The organism is Capnocytophaga ochracea DSM 7271, from assembly GCF_000023285.1.
In the GTDB taxonomy this organism is placed as follows: domain Bacteria; phylum Bacteroidota; class Bacteroidia; order Flavobacteriales; family Flavobacteriaceae; genus Capnocytophaga; species Capnocytophaga ochracea.
Genome location: NC_013162.1, coordinates 1,901,884 through 1,921,876, shown reverse-complemented (window position 1 = coordinate 1,921,876; position 19,993 = coordinate 1,901,884). Strand labels below are relative to the sequence as shown.

19 protein-coding genes and 1 tRNA gene are annotated in these 19,993 nt (G+C 39.1%); 7 read left to right on the top strand and 13 right to left on the bottom strand.

The features are described from left to right. Positions 1 to 4: 4 nt before the first annotated feature. Positions 5 to 607: an LUD domain-containing protein gene (locus COCH_RS08130; RefSeq protein ID WP_002671206.1), complete on the bottom strand. Its 603-nt coding sequence runs from the start codon at positions 605 to 607 to the stop codon at positions 5 to 7. Between the two features lie 533 nt (positions 608 to 1,140). Here COCH_RS08130 and COCH_RS08125 point away from each other — a divergent pair. Beyond that, complete coding sequence (locus tag COCH_RS08125) at positions 1,141 to 1,911, top strand: Rossmann-like and DUF2520 domain-containing protein (protein WP_015782698.1); 771 nt, start codon at positions 1,141 to 1,143, stop codon at positions 1,909 to 1,911. Continuing rightward, entirely contained in the window at positions 1,892 to 2,410 is a 519-nt protein-coding gene (locus COCH_RS08120; protein ID WP_002671200.1) for a KdsC family phosphatase, read from the top strand. The genes COCH_RS08125 and COCH_RS08120 overlap by 20 nt, the downstream gene beginning before the upstream one ends. Positions 2,411 to 2,497: 87 nt before the next feature. On the opposite strand, the gene COCH_RS08115 is transcribed toward COCH_RS08120, so the two are convergent. The 5 genes from COCH_RS08115 to COCH_RS08095 all read right to left on the bottom strand — a co-directional run bounded on the left by COCH_RS08115 (position 2,498) and on the right by COCH_RS08095 (position 7,768). Further along, positions 2,498 to 3,127 carry a DUF417 family protein gene (locus COCH_RS08115; protein ID WP_015782697.1) on the bottom strand — a complete coding sequence of 210 codons (630 nt, stop codon included), beginning with the start codon at positions 3,125 to 3,127 and terminating at the stop codon, positions 2,498 to 2,500. A gap of 83 nt (positions 3,128 to 3,210) precedes the next feature. Further along, positions 3,211 to 4,050, bottom strand: a complete 840-nt coding sequence (locus tag COCH_RS08110; RefSeq protein WP_015782696.1) for a helix-turn-helix domain-containing protein — start codon at positions 4,048 to 4,050, stop codon at positions 3,211 to 3,213. Between the two features lie 6 nt (positions 4,051 to 4,056). After that, complete coding sequence (locus COCH_RS08105; RefSeq protein WP_015782695.1) at positions 4,057 to 5,259, bottom strand: OprO/OprP family phosphate-selective porin; 1,203 nt, start codon at positions 5,257 to 5,259, stop codon at positions 4,057 to 4,059. A 68-nt stretch (positions 5,260 to 5,327) separates the two neighbouring features. After that, positions 5,328 to 6,386 carry an L-asparaginase 2 gene (gene ansB, locus COCH_RS08100; protein WP_015782694.1) on the bottom strand — a complete coding sequence of 353 codons (1,059 nt, stop codon included), beginning with the start codon at positions 6,384 to 6,386 and terminating at the stop codon, positions 5,328 to 5,330. Between the two features lie 56 nt (positions 6,387 to 6,442). Further along, positions 6,443 to 7,768 (bottom strand): anaerobic C4-dicarboxylate transporter family protein, encoded by a 1,326-nt coding sequence (locus COCH_RS08095; RefSeq protein ID WP_015782693.1) that lies wholly within the window; start codon positions 7,766 to 7,768, stop codon positions 6,443 to 6,445. A gap of 312 nt (positions 7,769 to 8,080) precedes the next feature. On the opposite strand from COCH_RS08095, the gene tsaE reads away from it, so the two are divergent. Together tsaE and COCH_RS08085 are read left to right on the top strand one after the other, a co-directional pair. Then, the gene (tsaE, locus tag COCH_RS08090; RefSeq protein WP_081432984.1) at positions 8,081 to 8,545 is read left to right on the top strand and encodes a tRNA (adenosine(37)-N6)-threonylcarbamoyltransferase complex ATPase subunit type 1 TsaE; all 465 of its coding nucleotides are present in this window, start codon (positions 8,081 to 8,083) and stop codon (positions 8,543 to 8,545) included. A gap of 45 nt (positions 8,546 to 8,590) precedes the next feature. After that, positions 8,591 to 9,616: an o-succinylbenzoate synthase gene (locus COCH_RS08085; RefSeq protein WP_015782691.1), complete on the top strand. Its 1,026-nt coding sequence runs from the start codon at positions 8,591 to 8,593 to the stop codon at positions 9,614 to 9,616. Here COCH_RS08085 and mnmD read toward each other — a convergent pair. Beyond that, a complete protein-coding gene (mnmD, locus tag COCH_RS08080; RefSeq protein WP_015782690.1) occupies positions 9,579 to 10,241 on the bottom strand; it encodes a tRNA (5-methylaminomethyl-2-thiouridine)(34)-methyltransferase MnmD in 663 nt (220 codons plus the stop codon). The two genes, COCH_RS08085 and mnmD, sit on opposite strands and share 38 nt — an antisense overlap. A 152-nt stretch (positions 10,242 to 10,393) precedes the next feature. On the opposite strand from mnmD, the gene COCH_RS08075 reads away from it, so the two are divergent. After that, on the top strand, positions 10,394 to 11,446 hold the full coding sequence (locus COCH_RS08075) for a branched-chain amino acid aminotransferase (protein WP_015782689.1): 1,053 nt from the start codon (positions 10,394 to 10,396) through the stop codon (positions 11,444 to 11,446). 89 nt (positions 11,447 to 11,535) lie between these two features. Beyond that, positions 11,536 to 11,609: transfer RNA gene (locus COCH_RS08070), tRNA-Arg, on the top strand. Positions 11,610 to 11,801: 192 nt separating this feature from the next. Here COCH_RS08070 and COCH_RS08065 read toward each other — a convergent pair. The 6 genes from COCH_RS08065 to rsmH all read right to left on the bottom strand — a co-directional run bounded on the left by COCH_RS08065 (position 11,802) and on the right by rsmH (position 17,652). After that, on the bottom strand, positions 11,802 to 13,262 hold the full coding sequence (locus tag COCH_RS08065) for a UDP-N-acetylmuramoyl-L-alanyl-D-glutamate--2,6-diaminopimelate ligase (RefSeq protein WP_015782688.1): 1,461 nt from the start codon (positions 13,260 to 13,262) through the stop codon (positions 11,802 to 11,804). A 46-nt stretch (positions 13,263 to 13,308) separates the two neighbouring features. After that, positions 13,309 to 13,950, bottom strand: coding sequence for a nucleotidyl transferase AbiEii/AbiGii toxin family protein (locus COCH_RS08060; protein ID WP_015782687.1), 642 nt, complete (start codon positions 13,948 to 13,950; stop codon positions 13,309 to 13,311). Beyond that, positions 13,905 to 14,225: a DUF6922 domain-containing protein gene (locus tag COCH_RS08055; RefSeq protein ID WP_015782686.1), complete on the bottom strand. Its 321-nt coding sequence runs from the start codon at positions 14,223 to 14,225 to the stop codon at positions 13,905 to 13,907. Before COCH_RS08055 ends, COCH_RS08060 begins: the two co-directional genes overlap by 46 nt. Positions 14,226 to 14,342: 117 nt before the next feature. Further along, on the bottom strand, positions 14,343 to 16,310 hold the full coding sequence (locus COCH_RS08050) for a penicillin-binding protein (protein WP_394330120.1): 1,968 nt from the start codon (positions 16,308 to 16,310) through the stop codon (positions 14,343 to 14,345). A gap of 88 nt (positions 16,311 to 16,398) precedes the next feature. Beyond that, positions 16,399 to 16,728: an FtsL-like putative cell division protein gene (locus COCH_RS08045; protein ID WP_015782684.1), complete on the bottom strand. Its 330-nt coding sequence runs from the start codon at positions 16,726 to 16,728 to the stop codon at positions 16,399 to 16,401. A 9-nt stretch (positions 16,729 to 16,737) separates the two neighbouring features. Further along, a complete protein-coding gene (gene rsmH / locus COCH_RS08040) occupies positions 16,738 to 17,652 on the bottom strand; it encodes a 16S rRNA (cytosine(1402)-N(4))-methyltransferase RsmH (protein ID WP_009417475.1) in 915 nt (304 codons plus the stop codon). Between the two features lie 603 nt (positions 17,653 to 18,255). Between rsmH and COCH_RS08035 the strand changes: the two genes are divergently transcribed. Beyond that, positions 18,256 to 19,938, top strand: a complete 1,683-nt coding sequence (locus COCH_RS08035) for an OstA-like protein (RefSeq protein ID WP_015782683.1) — start codon at positions 18,256 to 18,258, stop codon at positions 19,936 to 19,938. The last annotated feature ends 55 nt before the right edge of the window (positions 19,939 to 19,993 follow it).

The following is a 19,993-nucleotide window of genomic DNA, read 5'->3' as shown; positions in this document are numbered from 1 at the left end:
ATTATTATTTATCAATAGGTAAATCTTCTAAGAGTATCAGGTACGTCCTCTTAGAACTTGTGCCGTAATGGTTGATACTATTCTTCTCAGGGTCATCGGTAAAACTTTGTAGCGTAATGAGACCCGTAGGAAATTGTTGTGGGTATTTGTTCTTTATGCCCCTCATTCCTTCAGGGATATCTCTCACCATCTGACTCGTTTTGGCAAAAACAATAAATATTTCAGGTAATTCATTGATATTCTTATGCCTCAACTGATGCGAAGAGAGCATAATCCCACCCAAAGTAGTGATAAGATACTCGCAATCCGTCAAATACACGTTCGAAGTTTCGATATCGGCAGTAAACAGTGGCGTGTGTTCTTCAAACATTGTTTTAATAGTGTGAGAAGCATTACTACTCATCTTCACATATACGCCCAACTCTTTCAGTATGTGCCGAAAAACCTCTTGCACCTGTATTTCGGTAGTGCAATAAATAAACTTTCCGCCATTTTTAGTAAAGTTCATCGCAAATTGCTCATCAGCAGGAAGCTGTTCATTTAACTTGCGTACTTCATCTTCACTTTTTATATCATTCCCTTTAAATAATCTTCTAAATAAATTCATTGACAATCCGTTTTTACAATTGGCAATCTAACTAATACTTAATCTTCTTATTCGTTGAAAATCAACAAAAGAAGTATTTTATTCCATTCATATCTGCCCAGCAGATAATACAATGAGCCCTATTTTTTTGCAAATATATACAAAATAAATGAATCTATATACTTTTTCTATAAAATTTGTCATTTGCTTTTATTTTCCTACCTTTGTGCCCTTACTGAATATATGATATTTATTTTTTTGCGTTTTTTTCGCCAAAAACGCAATTTTAACATTTTTTTCTCAATAAAATAAAAACAGCTTTTTTCCGTTTGATATTCAGCTTAATACCCTCTTTCCTTCGCCTTAGCTTCGTCTTAGGTTCGTCTTACCTTCGTCTTAGGTTCGAGTAAAGTAGAGGTAAAGTAAAAGATAAGAACTAAAAATATTCATTGATTATCAACCTTTTGTATTTTTGAGGTGAAAAAACAGAACCTTGTCTTTTTTTGAAGAATATTCGCGAAAAAGCAATTTTTAACATTTTTTTTGCAGTCAATATGGCTATTAATATTAGTATCATAGGAGGAGGCAATGTGGCTTATCACCTCACCAAAGCCCTCTATCAGCTCCCTAAGGTGCACCTTCGGCAGTTGTATAACCGTAGTGAATTTAGCCCTGAGTTTAATGATTTTCAGGTAGATAAAATTCACAGCCTTACCGATTTGCGCCCCACCGATATATGTATTATAGCCGTGAAAGACGAAGCTATTAGTGAAGTTTCAGCCTTCCTTCCTTTCGAGGGACAATTGGTAGTGCACACCTCTGGCAATACCCCTATGGAGGTACTCTCACCCAAAAACCGACGTGGCGTGTTTTACCCTTTACAATCCTTTTCAAAAAGCACTCAGGTCGATTTTTCAAACATTCCTTTTTGTTTAGAGGCTGAACATACTGAGGATATGGAAAGATTTCTATACCCATTAGCTCAAAAGCTTTCCACAAAAGTGTATCTGCTCAGTAGTTACCAACGCAGTATAATGCACCTATCGGCTGTTTTCGTTAATAATTTCACCAATCATTTGGTGGCTATCAGTCAAAGAATATGCGAGGCACACGCCATTCCTTTTGAAATATTAGAACCTTTGCTAAAAAATACTTTCGAAAAACTCCAAACAATGCCCGCCCTCGAAGCACAAACAGGACCTGCACGACGCGGCGACACTCAAACTATTGCTAACCATTTGACTTTGCTTGCAGGTTATGAACGAGAAATATACAATATAATTACAAAATCAATAATAAACACCTATGGAAAGAAAGAACTATAAAGAACGTTTAAAGAACATCACAACTTTTATTTTTGATGTTGATGGCGTATTTACCAATACTCAAGTGTTTGTAAATAACGACGGCGACCTATTGCGCAGTATGAATATGAAGGACGGATTTGCAGTAAAAACAGCTATCGCCAAAGGGTACACCATATGTATCATTACAGGAGGAGGTAACGTAGGCGTACAAAAACGCTTCGAAAACCTCGGTGTAAAAGATATCTTTATGCTCCGTCACCAAAAGCTCGAAACCTTTCTGAAATACCAAAAGGAGAAACATCTTAAAAGAGAACAAATACTTTATATGGGTGATGATATGCCCGATATCCCCCCAATGAAGCGAGCAGGATTGGCTATTTGCCCCGTAGATGCCGTACCCGAAGTAAGAGCCGTATCCGATTATATTTCGCATCTTGAAGGCGGACAGGGAGCTGTGCGCGATATTATAGAACAAGTACTTAAAGTGCGTGGCGATTGGACTTTTGAAGATAAATAATCCCACTTTACTTATTATATAAAGGGCTGTCTACCTTCCGGTAGACAGCCCTTATAATTAGATGATAGAATTAATATTCTCCTAATTCTAATTCTTTTTTAGCAATCGGCGAGCAGCTTCTGAGGCTGCTATCAATCCACCTGCCGACATAATAATATCTTTCAATACTAAACGTCCCGCTCCCGATAGATAAGGGAATCCGTAAGCAGGCGTAGGCATATCTCCACCTAAGTTAGGCACATACACCTCAGGAGTCGTGATGAGGAAAGAAAGGGTAACTATACTCATACCAAAAGTGAGTAATCCTCCTATTACCCCTATTTTAGGCGACCAAATACCCAATAAGGTAAGCAACCCTATCAAACAAATAAAAGCCCCTAAGCCATATGAGAACACATAAGTACCGTTCTCTTTATGCCATTCAATATTAGCTTTTACCATCTTCCCTTCAGGATTCTTGTGTAGCTTGTATTGGGCTACTTCTTTACCTTTGTTGGCTTCACCTGTCACGCCGTTCTCATCAATGGCAGTTTTGCCTGAATTGTTGTAGAAGAAACTCATAAACGGGCTATTCGTTACAAAGGGAACAATACCATCGGCTTCGTACTGGCACACTTTAAGTCCACCAATCCAAGCCATTACAATAAAGATAGCGACTCTGATAAAGTTTACAAAGCAACGTTCGCTATCGGCTAAAAATGATAATAATTTTTGCATAGTGATTTAATATTTAAAATTAACTTTTTATTTGCGGGGGCAAAGATACGGCATTATTTTGTATCTCGAATGGATAAAAAAGGTTATTTCATAGACTTTTTCGTTTTAGGCTGGGCAACGATAGAGATTCCCACCTTTTTTCGGAAGTGTTTGGGTGAGAGACCTACATTTTTCTTAAAGAACCTACTGAAATAAAACTCATCTTCAAAGTTGAGTTCAAAGGCTACTTCTTTAATGGATTTATAGGTGAGATGAAGCAGTTTTTTAGCTTCGAGTACTACACGTTCTTGTATGAGTTTATTGGGTGTTTTCCCTAAAAGTGTTTTTATTTTCTTGCTAAAACTATCGGGAGTAAGGCATAATGCTGATGCATAAAAGGACACGTTGCGTTCTGTAATAAAATGGTCTTCTAAGAGTTTTTGAAAGTCGTTAGCTAAATGATGTTCAGTTTTAAGAGAGGTATGCTCTAACAATAGGCTTTTTTCTTTACTTGCTAAAGCCAAAATAAGTTGCAAGTATGATTTGAGTACTGGTTCTGAATAAAGGGAAGGCGTTTTGCTTTCGTCTTCTATACGTTCAAAAAGAGTTATTATTTCAGCAAAACGTTTATCAGTAACCTTGATATGAGGATGCAAGAAGATAGCGTTAAATAGGAGTCCGTTACAGGCTACTTCTTTTTTGTGGTACTCAATACAGTAGAAATCACCGTGGAATTCCAACAGTAGGTTATCATTCGCAGTACCTTCTACCCATTGAAAATATTGATAAGGTGATAGAAAAAGTAGTGTATTACCTTCATAGGAATAGGGCACCGTATCTACGGCAATAGTTCCTTCTCCTCGAAATATAAATACACAATAATTCTCCACACGTACAGGTGTGGAGAATTGTTGTAATGTAATATGTTTAACAGCTATATCCACTATTCACTAAAATGCCTTAATACGGTACATCAAACCAATACTTACTCTATTTTTATCTAACATAGGAGAAAGCGGTTGGTGTTCATAATCATATGCTCGCCCTATATAAGCCAAGAAGAAACGCAAATCTTGCTTTTCAAAAGGCAAATATTCAACCCCTGCATAATAGCCATAAGAACGATAGTTGTTATTATAAGCCCCAGAAGGGAGACTACTATTTTTCACATCAGCCATTTCATACATTCCTTGTGCAAAAATATTCAGTTGTGGAATAGGCTGGTATTCGGCTTTTACTACAAAAGAATTATAAGATGTATCTTCTAAATAAGCAGGAACAGCTACGGCTGTTGTGGTATAAACAGAAGCGTATTGCAAACGGTCTAAGTTTTCATAAGCCATCATATAATCGAAGAAGACTTGAAACTTAGGTAAGTTTAGCTTAGTACCCAACATAACCATCGAATTGGCTATATTTTTAGCCTCTTGCTGAATCCCTGCTCCCCAACGTGTTTGCAATTTATTATCAAAGAAACTACCATTCCAGTTAAAAATATAAGTAAGTGGTGATTTGCTTGCTTCAAAGCTACTTCCTGCGTATAGTTTTTCAAAACTATCATTACGCACATCGGTAATTTGGAAATTAAACTCGTGATTTTTATTAGGGGCATAAGTAATCATCGCACCTAACATAAAATTATCCATATGGTCTACGAAATCAGAATATTCATAGATGTTCATTGGGTTTAGGTCAAACTCAAAACCTCCCCACGCTTGGCACATTTTACCTGCAGTGAGTGCCCATTTATCGTCTAAACGGAAACCTGCATAGAGCATATCGGTAGCTTTGGCGAGATTATCCAAAGAAGTTCCTGCATTTGATTTGTTCAAACGATGACGGAAGCGGTAGAAAATACGGTCGGTAATATCACCTCGAACCTCCAATCGCAATTGGCGCGCTTTGAATTGAGCAGTCATATCTTGGTCTTTTACTTTTTCAAGATCAAAGCTCGATTGAAAGTTGAAGTACATATTAAACTTCTTATGAATAGGGTTTTCTTCTCCATCTTGTGACATAGGTAGAGGCGCAGGAGCAGTAGCTTTTAACTGGTCAATTTCTGCCCTCAATTGGTTGATTTGGTCTTGCAAATCTTGTTGTGCAGTGGCAACACCTCCTACCAGAAGGCTCATTGCCAATAATATTTTTTTCATAGTATAAATTAGTCGTTAATTGTTAGTCTTTAATCGTTAGCTAAGTACTAACGATTAAAGACTAAATCTTAATATTCATTAAAGTATTTTTGGATTTGTTTCCAATCCTTAGTTTTAGTGAGTGCCAACATCAATAGAACACGAGCTTTTTGTGGGTTGAGTGTTTGTGAAGCTACAAATTGATATTTAGCATCGTCTACTTCGGCATCGAGAGTTGTTGCTCCTGTAGGTACGCGTGAAGAACGCACAAACTGAATGCCTTGCTCTCTAGCTTTTACTGCCAAATCGAAAATAGTGTGATAGAGGTTACCATTACCTACTCCTGCGTGTACAATACCATCGAATTTAGCGTCCATAAAAGCTTTCATTGGTAATTCAGATACATTAGAATAACTGTATACGATACCTACTTTAGGCAATTGTTTCAAATTATCAACATTAAACACTGATTGATAAGTGTGTTTGTTTTCAGGAGTACGATTAAAGAATACCTTACCGTTGTGAATGTATGCCAATTTGCCATAGTTAGCACCTTGGAAAGTTTCGACAGCTGTAGTATTGGTTTTAATCACATCTTTAGCATCAAGTACAATATCGTTCATACAAACCATTACTCCACGTCCCATAGCATTTTTATCGGCAGCAGTTACTACTGCGTTATAGAGGTTTAGAGGACCATCGGCACTCATACCGGTAGCAGGACGCATTGCTCCTACCATTACCACAGGTTTTTTGCTGTGTACGGTAAGGTTGAGGAAGTAGGCGGTTTCTTCCATTGTATCGGTACCGTGAGTGATTACCACTCCGTCGTATCCTTCTTTGTTGAGCAATTGATTGATGCGTTTGGCAAGGGTGAGCCATACCTCATCGTTCATATCTTGTGAACCGATTTTCACAATCTGTTCACCACTTACATTGGCTACGTTCTTCACTTCAGGTACTGCGTCTAAGAGTTGGTAAATACCGATCTCACCAGCTTTATAGTTGGTTTCAGTATTCGATTTACTTACTCCAGCGATAGTACCGCCAGTAGCTAAAATACGAATCTTTGGCTTTTGTTGCGCAAAGACTGCTACAGTCATCATTAAGAGCAATGAGAGGGCAATTTTTTTCATCAATGTCATCATATATAATTTTAGTTATTAGTTTTGAATGGAAAGTTAAGAATTAGAAATTAGATATTTCACATAAACATAATTATTAGGTAACCTACCGCAATGGCTACAATAGTAGCTACAAAACCAGGAATTTGGAACGAGTGGTTCAGCACGTACTTGCCTATGCGAGTGGTGCCAGTTCTATCGAAATTGATAGCAGCAACTACGGTAGGATAATTAGGGATAAAAAAATAGCCATTCACAGCAGGGAACATTGCTATCATTGCCATTGGGTGAATGCCTAAGGCAATCCCTAACGGATAAAGAGTTCGTACCGTAGCGGCTTGACTAAATAAAAGAACAGACATTACAAAAAGAGCTACTGCAAAAAGGAAAGGATATTGTGTAACTATTTGTTCGATGTGCATTTTGAAGAACTCAATATTGCCATTGAAAAAGGTATCGCCCATCCAAGCAATCCCAAAAATAGCTATCACGGCTTGCATACCTGCAATAAATACCGAGCCTTTTACTGCTTTGTTGATGTCCACTCGAGCAAAGATAATCATCAAGCCAGCGATAGACATCATTATAATTTCGATGAGTTGGGTCATTCCCATTTGCACTTTCTCACCTCCTACTTCAAAAGATGGACGGAGGCTATCAATAGAACCAAAAAGTACGATAGAGAGGACTCCTATAAGGAATATAATCACTGACGTTTTGGCTCTTTGCAGGTCTTTACCGGTCATTTGCAAAGCGGTATGACTTTCTTTTTCTAAAAGACCTTCACGTAAACGGCGTTGGTATTCAGGGTCTTTTTCGAGAGGAACGCCCATAAAACTCACGGCTATAGCACCTACAATCACCCCGATAATCGTAGCGGGAATACACACCATCAGGATATTGCCCAGCGTAATACCTTTACTACCTAAGAGCTCAGCTGAAAGTAAAGCGGCTGTAGCTGCCGAAATAGGGCTGGCTGTAATAGCCTGTTGCGAAGCTATTACCGATATAGAAAGGGGACGCTCAGGGCGTACCTTGCTATCGGTAGCAATTTCGGAGATGATGGGCAAAAGCGAATAGGCAATGTGACCTGTACCTGAAAACAAAGTAAAAAAGTAACAGACTACAGGCGCCAAGAAGGTAATCATAGCGGGATTTTTGCGCAGAATTTTCTCGGCTACCTTCACCAAATAATCTAAACCTCCCGCTGCTTGCAAGGTAGCAGCCGCTGTAATAACTGCTACAATGATAAGCATTACATCGATAGGCGGATCGCCAGGTTTGAGTCCGAAACAAAAAACTAGAATTCCTAAACCTATCATACCGAAGATACCGAGCCCAATACCTCCTACTCTGGCTCCTACAAAGATAGCGAGGAGCACGATTAATAATTCTATATATATCATATTCAATGAATAATTGAGAATAACAATTAGCAACTACTAATTTTGGGTCAAAGATACGAAAGTTTTTGAAAACAAAAAAGAGAAAAAGAATATTTTTTAAAATAAAAAGAACTTTTAAATTTAGGAGATAACTTATACTTAGCTTATAGGAAGCTTATAGGAACCTTGAACGAATCTTGGAAGATTGTTATACAAAAGGTATATAAACACTTGATATACAATAGTTAAAAATAATATAATTTCTATAATTCAGTTAATTTCCATTTTTTGATTTTTTAAGATTTTTGTATATAACATTAAAAATTCTTTTCAATGTCGAACGAAGGTCATTCGCAATTATTTGCTAACTTTGCCCTCAAAAATAACGTTATGGAATTTACCTACACTTTAGCGGATATCGATACAATTGCAAAAAAACTTCTTCCTCACTTACACTGCAAAGTGGTGATTTTCAGAGGAGGAATGGGATTTGGCAAAACAACACTCATCAAAGCCTTGGTGCGTACCTTAGGTAGTACAGACAATGTGAGTAGCCCTACTTTTAGCCTTGTGAACCCTTATGAAGGTGCTGATAGTCGTATTTACCACTTCGATTTCTACCGTATTAAAAACGAGGAAGAGGCTTTTGATATTGGCTTCGAAGAATACCTCTATTCGGGCGATTGGTGTTTTATTGAATGGGCGGAAAAGGTTGAAAAATACTTGCCTAATACTTATACCACAGTCGAATTGATACAAATAGATAAAAACTATAGAAAATTAGTAGTTAGCAATTAAAAAATTAGAAAATTGATAAAATGCTCGCGCGGCTCGCACCAAATTATGATTAAACACATTCTCAATTTTAAACGTCCTTCAGGGACATCAAGAGGGGTTCTTACCTCCAAAGAGACCTTTTTTTTGGTAATAGAACAAGAGGGCAAAAAAGGCATAGGAGAATGCAACCTCTTTCGTGGGCTTAGTGCCGATGACGTACCTGATTATGAGGCTAAATTGCAATGGGTAGAACAACACTTACACTTGGGAGAAAAGGCTTTATTAGAAGAGCTCAAGACTTTTCCGTCTATACAATTTGGTGTGGAACAAGCCTTTAGGTCGGTAGCAGCTCCACACTGGTACGAGCTCTTTCCTTCGAACTTTACGAAGGGAAAAGACGCTATACCTATCAATGGACTCATTTGGATGGGCTCTCCCGACTTTATGAAAGCGCAGATAAAAGAGAAACTCGCTCAGGGTTTTCGCTGTATCAAAATGAAGATAGGAGCGATTGACTTTGAAGAAGAATACCGTATCTTGAAAGCCTTGCGCAATGAGTTTTCGGCAAGCGATATAGAAATACGGGTAGATGCTAATGGTGCGTTTCAAGCAACTGAGGCACTGAGGTATTTAGAACGCTTGGCTACTTTGCAATTACACTCTATTGAGCAACCTATACGGGCAGGACAGTGGGAAGCGATGGCTGAACTATGTGAGCAAACACCTCTGCCTATCGCCCTAGACGAGGAGCTGATAGGGGTATTTACAAGGGAAGAAAAACAACGACTTCTGAGAGAGATACAACCGCAGTATATCATTTTAAAACCTTCGCTTATAGGAGGTTATAGAGGTTCTGAAGAATGGATAACCCTCGCCGAAACATTAGGCATAGGTTGGTGGGTAACCTCGGCTTTGGAAAGCAATATAGGGCTCAATGCCATCGCACAGTGGACGTACACACTTCACAGCTCAATGCCCCAAGGCTTAGGCACGGGAATGCTGTATACAAACAATATACCTTTTCCTTTGTATGTGGAAAACGGACATTTAGGTTTTAATCCTTGTGAGCGCGTAACATTTCCCTTTTCATAGGCGGACCAGGCAATCGCTCCACCGTAAAGCCACAAGCTTGCATCGCACGGCGTACAGAGCCTTTGGCAGCGTAGGTTACCAAATAGCCTCCTTGTTTGAGAGCAGTGTACATTCGTTGGAAAATAGCTTCTTGCCATAATTCAGGTTGTACTTGCGCCCCAAAAGCATCGAAATAAATAAGGTTGAAAGTATCGGTATCGTTGATAGTTTCAAAACGTTGTAATCGCTTTTTGAAACTAAAAGAGGGTAATATGGTAATGAGTTTGTTCCACTCACAACGGTGCATCTGCTCAAAAACGGGCACGAGTGCTGGAGCGTTGAGCATCTGTGGAAAGTTCATTTGCGAGGCTTCGTCACACGAAAGTGGGTAGGCTTCTACCGTTTCGTAACGAATATTCAGTTGCAAGGATTCGTGTTCCTTGTAAGTAGCCAAAGCGTTAAGCCCCGTACCAAAGCCAATTTCTAAGATAGAGATGCTTTGATGGTCAAACAGTTGCAATCCGTTTTTGATAAACACGTGTTGGGTTTCTTGAAGCGCACCGTGTACTGAGTGATAGGTCTCGTCTAACTGTGGAATATAAAGACTAGTAGAGCCATCAGAGGTTTTTATAAGTTCGTGAGTCATTATTCAGGTAAAAGATAAAAGATAACAAGTAATCGTTTAATAGTTAGTGTGTTGAAAAATATAGGTAAAGATTTTTGTGTTTTACGCGACAAAGTTAAAAAATATTTTGTACCTTTGACAAAAATTTAGACAAAATCAAAAACTAAAACAATATGAATTTAAAGATTGAAAAAGTAAAAGAAAGTCGTATTAACCAGATAGACTTTTCAAAACTGAGTTTTGGTAAAACTTTTGCTGACCATATGTTCATCTGTGAATACAAAGATGGACAGTGGCAAAACCCAACCATCAAACCTTATGCTCCTATAACCCTTGAGCCTTCAGCAAGCGTATTTCACTACGGACAAGCTGTTTTTGAGGGAATGAAAGCTTATAAGGACGACAACGGACACGTTTTTCTATTCCGTCCGCAAGAAAACTACAAACGTATCAATAAATCCTGCTCACGCTTGGCAATGCCTGAGTTTCCTGAAGAATGGTTTGACCAAGCTCTCCGTACTCTTGTAGATATTGATAGTGAGTGGATAAAACCCGGATTTGGCAATGCCCTCTATTTGCGCCCATTTATGATTGCTACTACTGCTGGCGTACAAGCGGCTCCTGCTAAAAACTACCTCTTTATGATTATTACTGCCCCTGTACAAGCTTATTACAAAGGCGATGTAAAAGTAAAAATAGCAGACTATTATAGCCGTGCTGCTAATGGAGGTTTTGGTTTTGCTAAAGCAGCAGGTAACTACGCAGGTCAGTTTTTCCCTACCCAAGAAGCTGCCAATGAAGGTTACCAACAAGTGATGTGGACAGACGATGCTACACACCAATTCTTAGAAGAAGCAGGTACAATGAACCTATGGTTCCGTTTTGGTGATACCCTTGTTACTTGCCCTACCAGTGAGCGTATTCTCGATGGGGTAACTCGTAAAAGTATCATTGCAGTAGCCGAAAAATTAGGTATCAAAACCGAAGTACGCCCCGTGAAAGTAACCGAACTTATCGAAGCATCTGAAAAAGGTGAATTGAAAGAAGCATTTGGTTGTGGAACGGCAGCTGTGATTAGCCCTATATCTGGATTTGGCTATAAAGGCAAAGATTACAGCGTAAATCGTCCTGCTGAATTATATACCGATAAAATCAAACAAGCGATACTTAACATTCAGTATAACAAGGCTGAAGATCCCTTCGGCTGGAGAGTGCAAGTAAAGTAAGAAGAAAATAATTTGTGAAAAAGTTGTGAAAAAGTTTGCAGGTTTCAAAAAAGGTCGTACCTTTGCACCCGTAAAACAAGAACAACAATGGCCTCGTGGCGCAACTGAATAGCGCATCTGATTACGGCTCAGAAGGTTACAGGTTTGAATCCTGTCGAGGTCACGAAAAAAGCTCCAACAAAGTTGGAGCTTTTTTTATCTTAATGAACGTCGTATAAGGAAAATAAATATACACAATTTAAATCTTAAAACAAAGTAGTGGCATAATAAACTTTTCCAAGAGCTTTAAGTTCTTGGAAAAGTTTAATTTTATAATGATGTAAATACTTAAAAACTCCCCTCTTAAAACCTAATCTTATTTCTTATAGAGCTCCAAGTATTCCCGTACAATTTCAAAGTCGTCGAAATGGTGTCTAACGCCTTTAATTTCTTGGTAAGTTTCGTGTCCCTTACCGGCGATGAGAATGATGTCTCCCTTTTTGGCATTCTTGCAAACGGATTGTATTGCCTGACGACGGTCGGTGATGGTTTGTACTTTGTGAAAGTATTGTGGCTGTACCCCTTGTTGCATTTCGGAAAGAATTGTCTCAGGTTCTTCGTTGCGAGGATTGTCGGAAGTGAGGATTACATTATCGCTGAGGGTTGTAGCTATATCAGCCATTATAGGACGTTTACCTTTGTCGCGATTGCCTCCACAGCCCACTACAGTAGTGAGGGTCTCGTTGTGAGTGCGTATATCGTTAATGGTTTTCAGAACGTTTTCAAGGGCATCGGGGGTATGAGCATAATCCACTATGGTAATCACTCCCGTAGCCGATACTGCATACTGAAAACGTCCTGCCACAGGTTCTATGGCGCTGATAAGAGTAAGAGCCTCAATTTCGTCAATACTCAATAGAGTAGCTGTAGCATATACCGCCAAAAGGTTATAAGCATTAAACTCACCTATGAGTTTTGTCCATACCTCGTGCTGATTGATACGCAACAGCAAGCCGTCAAATCTGCTCTCAATGATATATGCCTTATAATCTGCGTGAGTTTTGAGTGCGTATGTTTTCTTTTGGGCTTTGGTATTTTGTAGCATAAAAGCCCCATTCTTATCATCGTTGTTTACTAAGGCAAAAGCGGTAGCGGGTAACGCATCAAAGAAGCGCTTTTTCACATCGCGATAGGCAGCGAAGGTCTTGTGATAATCGAGGTGGTCGCGGGTGAGGTTAGTGAAGATACCTCCTGCGAACTGTAGTCCTTCAGTACGATGCTGGTCGATGCCGTGAGAGCTCACTTCCATAAAGCAATATTTCACCCCTTGTTCTACCATTAAGTGCAGATAATGATTCAGTTGAAGAGGGTCGGGGGTAGTGTGAGTTGCTTCAAAGCACTGGTCGTCTACGTATACCGCCACTGTGGAGAGCAACCCCGCTTTTTGTCCTGCTTTTCTAAACAATTGGTAGAGAAGCGTTGCAATGGTAGTCTTTCCGTTAGTGCCTGTTACGCCTACTAAGATAAGTTTTTCAGAAGGATTGCCATAGAAGTTAGCTGCAATCAAGGCTAAAGCACTATGACTATTGGGGACTACTATATAACTTACACCAGGCAAAGGTTGTTGAGGTAATTGCTCACATACAATAGCGGTTGCGCCACTGCGTATAGCTTGGTCTATGTATTCGTGTCCGTTAGATTGCGTACCCGTGATGGCAACAAACATACTTCCTTTTTCCGCCTTTCGAGAGTCGAAGCAAACGGAGGTAATATCTTTATCTTCCACATAAAGGGAAGTTTTTATAGTGATGTTTTTAAGTAATGTTTTTAAGTTCATAATGTTAATTAGTAATTAACCAATTTTTCTATTTGTCAGTGTCATTTTACAAAGGCGAATGTTCAAAAACTTTCTTAGGAGAAGTAACCATTTCATCGAGGCGTTTTGCTATCTTTCCCCATTGGTATTTCTTTTCAGTGAGTTGAATAGGGACATCAAAATAAATATCATTATGAAACAAAAGAGCTTTTCGGTATATTTGTAGATTTTTATTAGGAAATTTATAAGCTACAAATGAGAGCATCTCATCAAAAGAAAATTGCATCGACAAATAGGCTATATCAATAAAATCTTTCAACCGCGTACCATTATCGGCAATAGCTAAGAGTTTCATTGCAATAATATCCTGCAAACTGAATAGCCTTATACCTCCTATGTTTTGTATCTGTTCGCACAAAGGAGTATTAAAAGTAATAAAGTCTATTTTAACTCCTTCTATACTTCCTTTTAGAGTACTGCGAGCCTTATTGTCAGTAAGAAAGTTATATTGCTGAGATAGATAGAACTCTAATTCAGTATTATCAAAATCTTCTAACGAAAACAAATCTAAATCAATACTAGTGCGATGTCCTAAATACAGGGCTATAGCAGTACCTCCAGCTAAATAGAATTTATTCAGCTTTTCATCTTTCATCAAGATTTTCAGGAGTTCAAAAGTTGCTCCCGGTACTGTTTGTTCTTGTAACATTGTAAATCGTTTAAATCTATTTGAAATGCCTTTGAAACGAAATTCATATCTCTTTCGTTTAGGTAAGGCACTTGTTTTACTATTTCTATAAACGCTTCCAAGCCTCCATACAATTGCATAGCGGCATAAAAATCGTTGTCCCACCCCCTTTCTACAATGCGTTGTACGACTATTACTTTACCTTTCTCCCAATCAAAGGTAGAGAGGTCGTAGTCCCAAAGTAAAGTAGGAGAAACTTCTAAAGGGTCTTTGTCTTTCCAATCATCAAAAAGCATTATTTTTTAGTTGTTAGTTTAAATCGGATAATACAGACCAGTAGGACTGGTTGGAGTTTGTAGGGTACAAATGTACAATAGAATGCAGAGTGTAAAATTAGTATATTAGCACGTCAGCTAATTCTCTAATTTACCACATTGTAACACTACTACTATATTGCGGGGTACTTTAGTGCCTTTGGCAATTGATTGTGCACTTACTTTACCTTCACCTGAGAATTTCACTCGTAATCCCATATTCTCCAAGAGAGCAACAGCGTCCATTACATTCATACCGCTAAGGTCGGGCATTATAGTTTTGTACTTAGCAGCTTTGGCGTAGTAATCTTCGTAGTTTGTTGTGGTACTCGCTGATATTTTATCTACATTTTCTACCGTATCCATCAACAGCGAATTGGTATAGATTTTATGAGCAATACTCTTAAATACAGGACCTGATACATCGGCACCATAAAAACCTACACTCTTATCGGGTTCGTGAATTACCACTATACAAGAGTATTTCGGGTTATCGACAGGAAAGAAGCCTGCAAATGAAGATATATAGCTAAGCTTACTCTTATCGGCACTAGCATAGTTCTTACGAGCTGTACCTGTTTTACCTGCCATTGAGAAATCGGGAGAATGGAGACGATGCCCTGAACCGTAGGAACGTTCTACTACATTAGCCAATAGTCCCTTGGCACGGTCGGCTGTTTGTTTAGAACATATTTTACCATTGATAATCTCCACATTAAACTTCTCTACTGTTTTATTCCATTCCTTTACTTCTTTTATCATTCGAGGTTTGACCATTACTCCTCCGTTGGCAATTGCATTATAAAAAGCTAAGCTTTGCAAAGGAGTAAGTTTTACGGAATAACCTATTGCCATTGACTCAAGCGTTACCCCACTCCATATTTTGTCGCGAGGTGTAGGGATATAGGGAATACCTTCGCCTAAAATAGGTAAGTCTAAGGGTTGATTTAGGTTCATTTGAATGAGCTTGGTAGTAAAATCAGAAGGAGATTTTGAAAAAAGGCTATGCACGAGTTCAGTCATTCCGACATTAGAAGAGACCGAAAAAGCTTTGTTTAGACTTATATTTCCTGTAAACCTATGCTGAGAGTCTTGAAAAGTCTTATCGTAATACTGTTGTTTTCCTTCCTTGATATCTACTACATAAGTCGTATCGATATTGCGGGCTTCCATAGCGGCTACTACCGTCATTAGTTTGAAGACTGAACCAGGTTCGTGTGCTTCACCAATAGCAAAGTTATAACGCTCAGAATACGTATCGTTTCTAGTATTCAGCTCTAAGTTAGAAATAGCTTTTATTTCACCTGTATTCACCTCCATTACTATCACACAACCGTGCTGAGCTTTGTATTTTTTAAGTTGTGTAAGCAAAGCGTGGTGAGCGATATCTTGGATATTAATATTGATGGTAGACACTACGTCGTAGCCGTCCTTAGGTTCGATGATATTAAAACCACTGGCAAGTTTCCATTGTCCTTGTGCTATTTTTTGTTCTACGCGTCGACCTTTGGTTCCTAACAAATAGCTGGCATAAGCACCTTCCAAACCTACACGGGTAGTATAGCCTGTTTCATCAGTACGGGCATAGCCGATACTGCGGTGTGCAATCCCTCCTAATGGATATTCGCGTTTTATATTGCGCTCGACAATAATACCGCCTTTATAAGGACCTTTATTGAAGAGGGGGAATTTCTTGATTCGGGAGTACTCGCTATAACCCAGATTAGTGGCTACGAGCATATAACGATTCTTTAAGCTACGTTCTTTTTTAAAGAGATTTAAGTAATAGCTATTGGGTTTTCCAAACATACGCGAAAGCGAATCGCTGAGGGGTTTTACATACCTATTGAAATTAGCTCTGGAAGGCGCAATACCGTCCCAACGGATATCATACCGAGTTACCGAAGTGGCAAGCAAGCTACCATCATCAGAATACAAATTACCTTGACTGGGGATAATATCAGCTTCTCGCAAGGTAGTTTCGTCTACTTTGGCGCGATACTCATCACCGTCAATTTGTATTTTTATGAGCTTTACCGCAATGACACCTATCATCAGTAGCATCATAATGGCTACCAAATAAGTGCGCGATGTTATCTTTTTATCGTTTTTTTCCAATGCTTCTTTCTACTTGTATTATCTATTATCTGAAAGATTACTCTTCTACAATTGCCTTTATCTTTTGTGGTGGTTTTTCGGGTTGTTTGAGTCCTTTGCTTTCTAATTGTTCTAAAAGCGTAGACTCCAAACGCACTTTCTGCAAACGCGAACGCACATCGACGAATTCACTCTTGAGCTCATTTACTTCGTCGTTGAGCTTAGCTATTTGGTGTACTTTGCGGTCTACCATATGCGAGCTAGCTATCATTATAACTCCCAAAGCAAAAAGGAAGCTTATGAAGAACCAATTTCGGGTAGCTTCTTTACCTTCTACCAAAAATTTTCCTCGCAATATATTCTTTATTTCATCAGTGGCTTTTCCCATTTTTTTCAGTTATGAATTTAAACGTTCGGCGATACGGAGTTTGGCACTACGGGCACGGCTGTTTTGTGCTATTTCAGTATCATCAGGAGTGATGAGACCGCCTACTTTTTTAAAGGGTACTGACACATTGCCATACCAATCTTTCTCAGGAGCTCCTTCTAACTGTCCGTCTCGAATGAAGCGTTTTACACAGCGGTCTTCGAGTGAATGATAGCTGATAAGGCTGATACGCCCTTGTGGCTTGACTACGGCAGGGAGTTGTAGCAAAAATGATTCCAAAGCTTCTATTTCGGCATTTACCTCTATACGAATGGCTTGATAGATTTGTGCTAACACTTTGTTCTCTTTAAATTTAGGCAAAAGAGCTTTTACTGCCTCTTGTAGTTCACTGCCTAAGCGTATTGGTTTCTGCTCTCGGTAACTGATTATGGCACGGGCTATTGCTTTGGCATTTTTCAGTTCGCCATATTGAAAAAAGATATGAGTGAGTTCTATCTCGCCATACTCATTGACGACTTCTTGGGCTGAAAGAGGAGCTTGCTGGTTCATACGCATATCGAGTGTACCTTCAAAACGAGTAGAGAAACCACGCTCAGCTACATCGAACTGGTGAGAGGAAACCCCAAAATCACCCAAAACCCCATCTACTTGTGTTACTCCGTAAAAGCGCAAATACTGACGCAGATACTTAAAGTTTTGCTGAATAAGAGTAAAACGTTCATCATCGATGGTATTATTAAGGGCGTCGGCATCTTGGTCGAACGCATAGAGGCGTCCGTTTTTACCGAGGTGCTTTAAGATTTCGCGCGAATGCCCTCCACCACCAAAGGTAACGTCGACATAAGTGCCATTATCTTTGATATTCAGTCCCTCAATGCTTTGCGTTAAGAGTACAGGAGTATGATAGGGGGTGTTATTGTTCATTTACTTGCTACGTGATATAATAGAGTGCAAAGGTACGAATTTAATACTCAACCACCAAATTTAAATTAAATGAGAGAATGAGAAAATGAGAGAATGAGAAAATGAGAAAATGAGAAAATGAGAGAATGAGAAAATGAGAAAATGAGAGAATGAGAGAATGAGAAAATGAGAAAATGAGAGAATGAGAGAATGAGAGAATGAGAGAATGAGAAAATGGAGAAGGTTTTGTAGGGATTGCAAAGGTGTGTTATCGGAGAATCTCGGAGGGAATCGGAAAGTATCGAAGATAGGGTTATGGTATAGTTAGCTTATAGAAAGCTTATAGGAAGCTTATACGAATCTTGGACGATTGGTATAGAAAGGGTATATAAGTAGTTAAGAATGAGGGATTAAGAGCGAAGATTAAAAAGTTAAAAAGTGTTAATTAAGCGAAGGGTGAAGACTGGAAAAACGAAAGTATATAGAGACGAAAAAGGAGGAATATAGAAACCGTAAAGGCTGTAAACTGGAAGAGAATGGTATAAAAATTGATGTGTGGGGCATAGATGTATTGGCATTTATGATTATTTTCGTATCTTTGCACCATCATTGGAATGAATTTGAATGAAAAAAACGTATTACTATATATTATTCACTTGTTTATTAACCTTTTGTACTAACCTTTGGGCTCAGAATGACAATAGCAAGACCCGCCGTATCGAAATTATCTACGGGGGGGAATTTACAATTGACAATGAGAAATACCCTGGGGCTACTATCTTTAAATCGGACGGACAACGGGTACAGTTTCGACATCAAGGATTAGACGTGTGGTGCGATTTGGCTGTGCTCTACGAGGAGAAAAACGAGGTGATTGCACACGGCAATGTAGTGCTACAACAAGGCGACACGCTACAAATGAACAGTCAGTACGTATCGTATAAAGGGAATACTAAAACAGCTGTAGCCCGCGAGAACGTGCTATTGCGCAATGGGAATATGACGCTGGAAACCCAAGAACTCTTCTTCGACCGCAACTCTCAGGAGGCTTATTACAACAATTTCGGAAAAATTACTGACCCTGAAAATGAGCTCACCAGTAAAACAGGAAAGTATTACGTAACGACCAAGAAAAACCAATTTACCAATTCGGTAAAGATTGTCAATAGAGATTTTACGGTTAATTCGCAGGTGTTGGACTATTATCACAATTCGGGCAACGCCTATTTTTACGGCAAAACTACCATTGTGGGCGCTGATTACAAAGTGTATTGCGAGCGAGGTTTTTACGATACGCGTCGACAATTGGGTTATTTTATGAAGCACGCCAAGATAGAATACGACCTGAAAACCTTGGTGGGCGACAGTTTGTATTTTGATAAACGCCGTCAGTTTTCTTCGGGTTCTAACAATATCTTCATTTCGGACACGGTAAACAAGACCTTTGTACGAGGGCATTACGGCGAAATTCACAAGGCAAAAGATTCGATGTTTATCACCAAAAAGGCAGTGGTAATCACATTAGTGGAGAAAGACTCGATGTATATGCACGGCAAGCGCATTTTGGTTACTGGCAAACCGCAACACCGCGTGATTCGCGCTTACCCCGATGCTCGTATTTTCAAAAGTGATATGCAAGCCAAGTGCGATTCAATTCACTCTGACGAGGCTAATGGGCTGACCCAAATGGTGGGCAAACCTGTAGCGTGGACAGGCGAAAGCCAAATGACGGGTGACAATATTCACCTGATTGCCAATACGAAGACCGAGCAACTGGACTCTTTAAAAGTGTTTAACAACGCACTGGTGGTAGAGAAAGACAGTTTGGGCGATGGCTATAACCAAGTGAAAGGTAAGTTCTTGTATGGCAAATTCAAGAAAAATGTTTTGCGACAAATAGACTTTTTGCAGAATACCGAGTCTATTTATTACGTGTATAACGACGCTAAGGAGCTGGTAGGTATCAACAAACTGACTTGTAGTCATATTAAGCTCTATTTAAACAAAGACCAGCAAATACAACAAACGGTGTTTATTACACAACCATCGGGGAATTTATACCCAGACGATAAATTACACGTGAACGACCGTAAGTTTAAGGAATTTATATGGCGAGGTGATGAACGTATCCGCAGTAAAGAAGAGATTTTTAGCGATGCGGAGAAGAAAATAAAACCCAAGAAAATTAAGGGAATGAAGACTCCTGAGGAGATAGACGAGGAGGAAAATCTGCTTGCAAATCCGTCGCTTAAAAAAGAGAATAAGGCGGGAAAAGAGAAGGCTAAAGAGAAGCCAAAAAACAAATAAGACGAAAAGTTGGCATTTTTATTGCACAATAATAAAAAAAGGCGTACATTTGCCT

Bases quoted from the DNA above. Each gene is read 5' to 3' on its own strand.
- mnmD (WP_015782690.1), bottom strand. From the start codon at position 10,241: ATGACTCACGAACTTATAAAAACCTCTGATGGCTCTACTAGTCTTTAT.
- tsaE (WP_081432984.1), top strand. From the start codon at position 8,081: ATGTCGAACGAAGGTCATTCGCAATTATTTGCTAACTTTGCCCTCAAA.
- COCH_RS08065 (WP_015782688.1), bottom strand. From the start codon at position 13,262: ATGAACTTAAAAACATTACTTAAAAACATCACTATAAAAACTTCCCTT.
- COCH_RS08060 (WP_015782687.1), bottom strand. From the start codon at position 13,950: ATGTTACAAGAACAAACAGTACCGGGAGCAACTTTTGAACTCCTGAAA.
- COCH_RS08075 (WP_015782689.1), top strand. From the start codon at position 10,394: ATGAATTTAAAGATTGAAAAAGTAAAAGAAAGTCGTATTAACCAGATA.
- COCH_RS08130 (WP_002671206.1), bottom strand. From the start codon at position 607: ATGAATTTATTTAGAAGATTATTTAAAGGGAATGATATAAAAAGTGAA.
- rsmH (WP_009417475.1), bottom strand. From the start codon at position 17,652: ATGAACAATAACACCCCCTATCATACTCCTGTACTCTTAACGCAAAGC.
- COCH_RS08050 (WP_394330120.1), bottom strand. From the start codon at position 16,310: ATGATGCTACTGATGATAGGTGTCATTGCGGTAAAGCTCATAAAAATA.
- COCH_RS08045 (WP_015782684.1), bottom strand. From the start codon at position 16,728: ATGGGAAAAGCCACTGATGAAATAAAGAATATATTGCGAGGAAAATTT.
- COCH_RS08035 (WP_015782683.1), top strand. From the start codon at position 18,256: ATGAAAAAAACGTATTACTATATATTATTCACTTGTTTATTAACCTTT.
- COCH_RS08120 (WP_002671200.1), top strand. From the start codon at position 1,892: ATGGAAAGAAAGAACTATAAAGAACGTTTAAAGAACATCACAACTTTT.
- COCH_RS08105 (WP_015782695.1), bottom strand. From the start codon at position 5,259: ATGAAAAAAATATTATTGGCAATGAGCCTTCTGGTAGGAGGTGTTGCC.
- COCH_RS08055 (WP_015782686.1), bottom strand. From the start codon at position 14,225: ATGCTTTTTGATGATTGGAAAGACAAAGACCCTTTAGAAGTTTCTCCT.
- COCH_RS08125 (WP_015782698.1), top strand. From the start codon at position 1,141: ATGGCTATTAATATTAGTATCATAGGAGGAGGCAATGTGGCTTATCAC.
- ansB (WP_015782694.1), bottom strand. From the start codon at position 6,386: ATGATGACATTGATGAAAAAAATTGCCCTCTCATTGCTCTTAATGATG.
- COCH_RS08115 (WP_015782697.1), bottom strand. From the start codon at position 3,127: ATGCAAAAATTATTATCATTTTTAGCCGATAGCGAACGTTGCTTTGTA.
- COCH_RS08095 (WP_015782693.1), bottom strand. From the start codon at position 7,768: ATGATATATATAGAATTATTAATCGTGCTCCTCGCTATCTTTGTAGGA.
- COCH_RS08085 (WP_015782691.1), top strand. From the start codon at position 8,591: ATGATTAAACACATTCTCAATTTTAAACGTCCTTCAGGGACATCAAGA.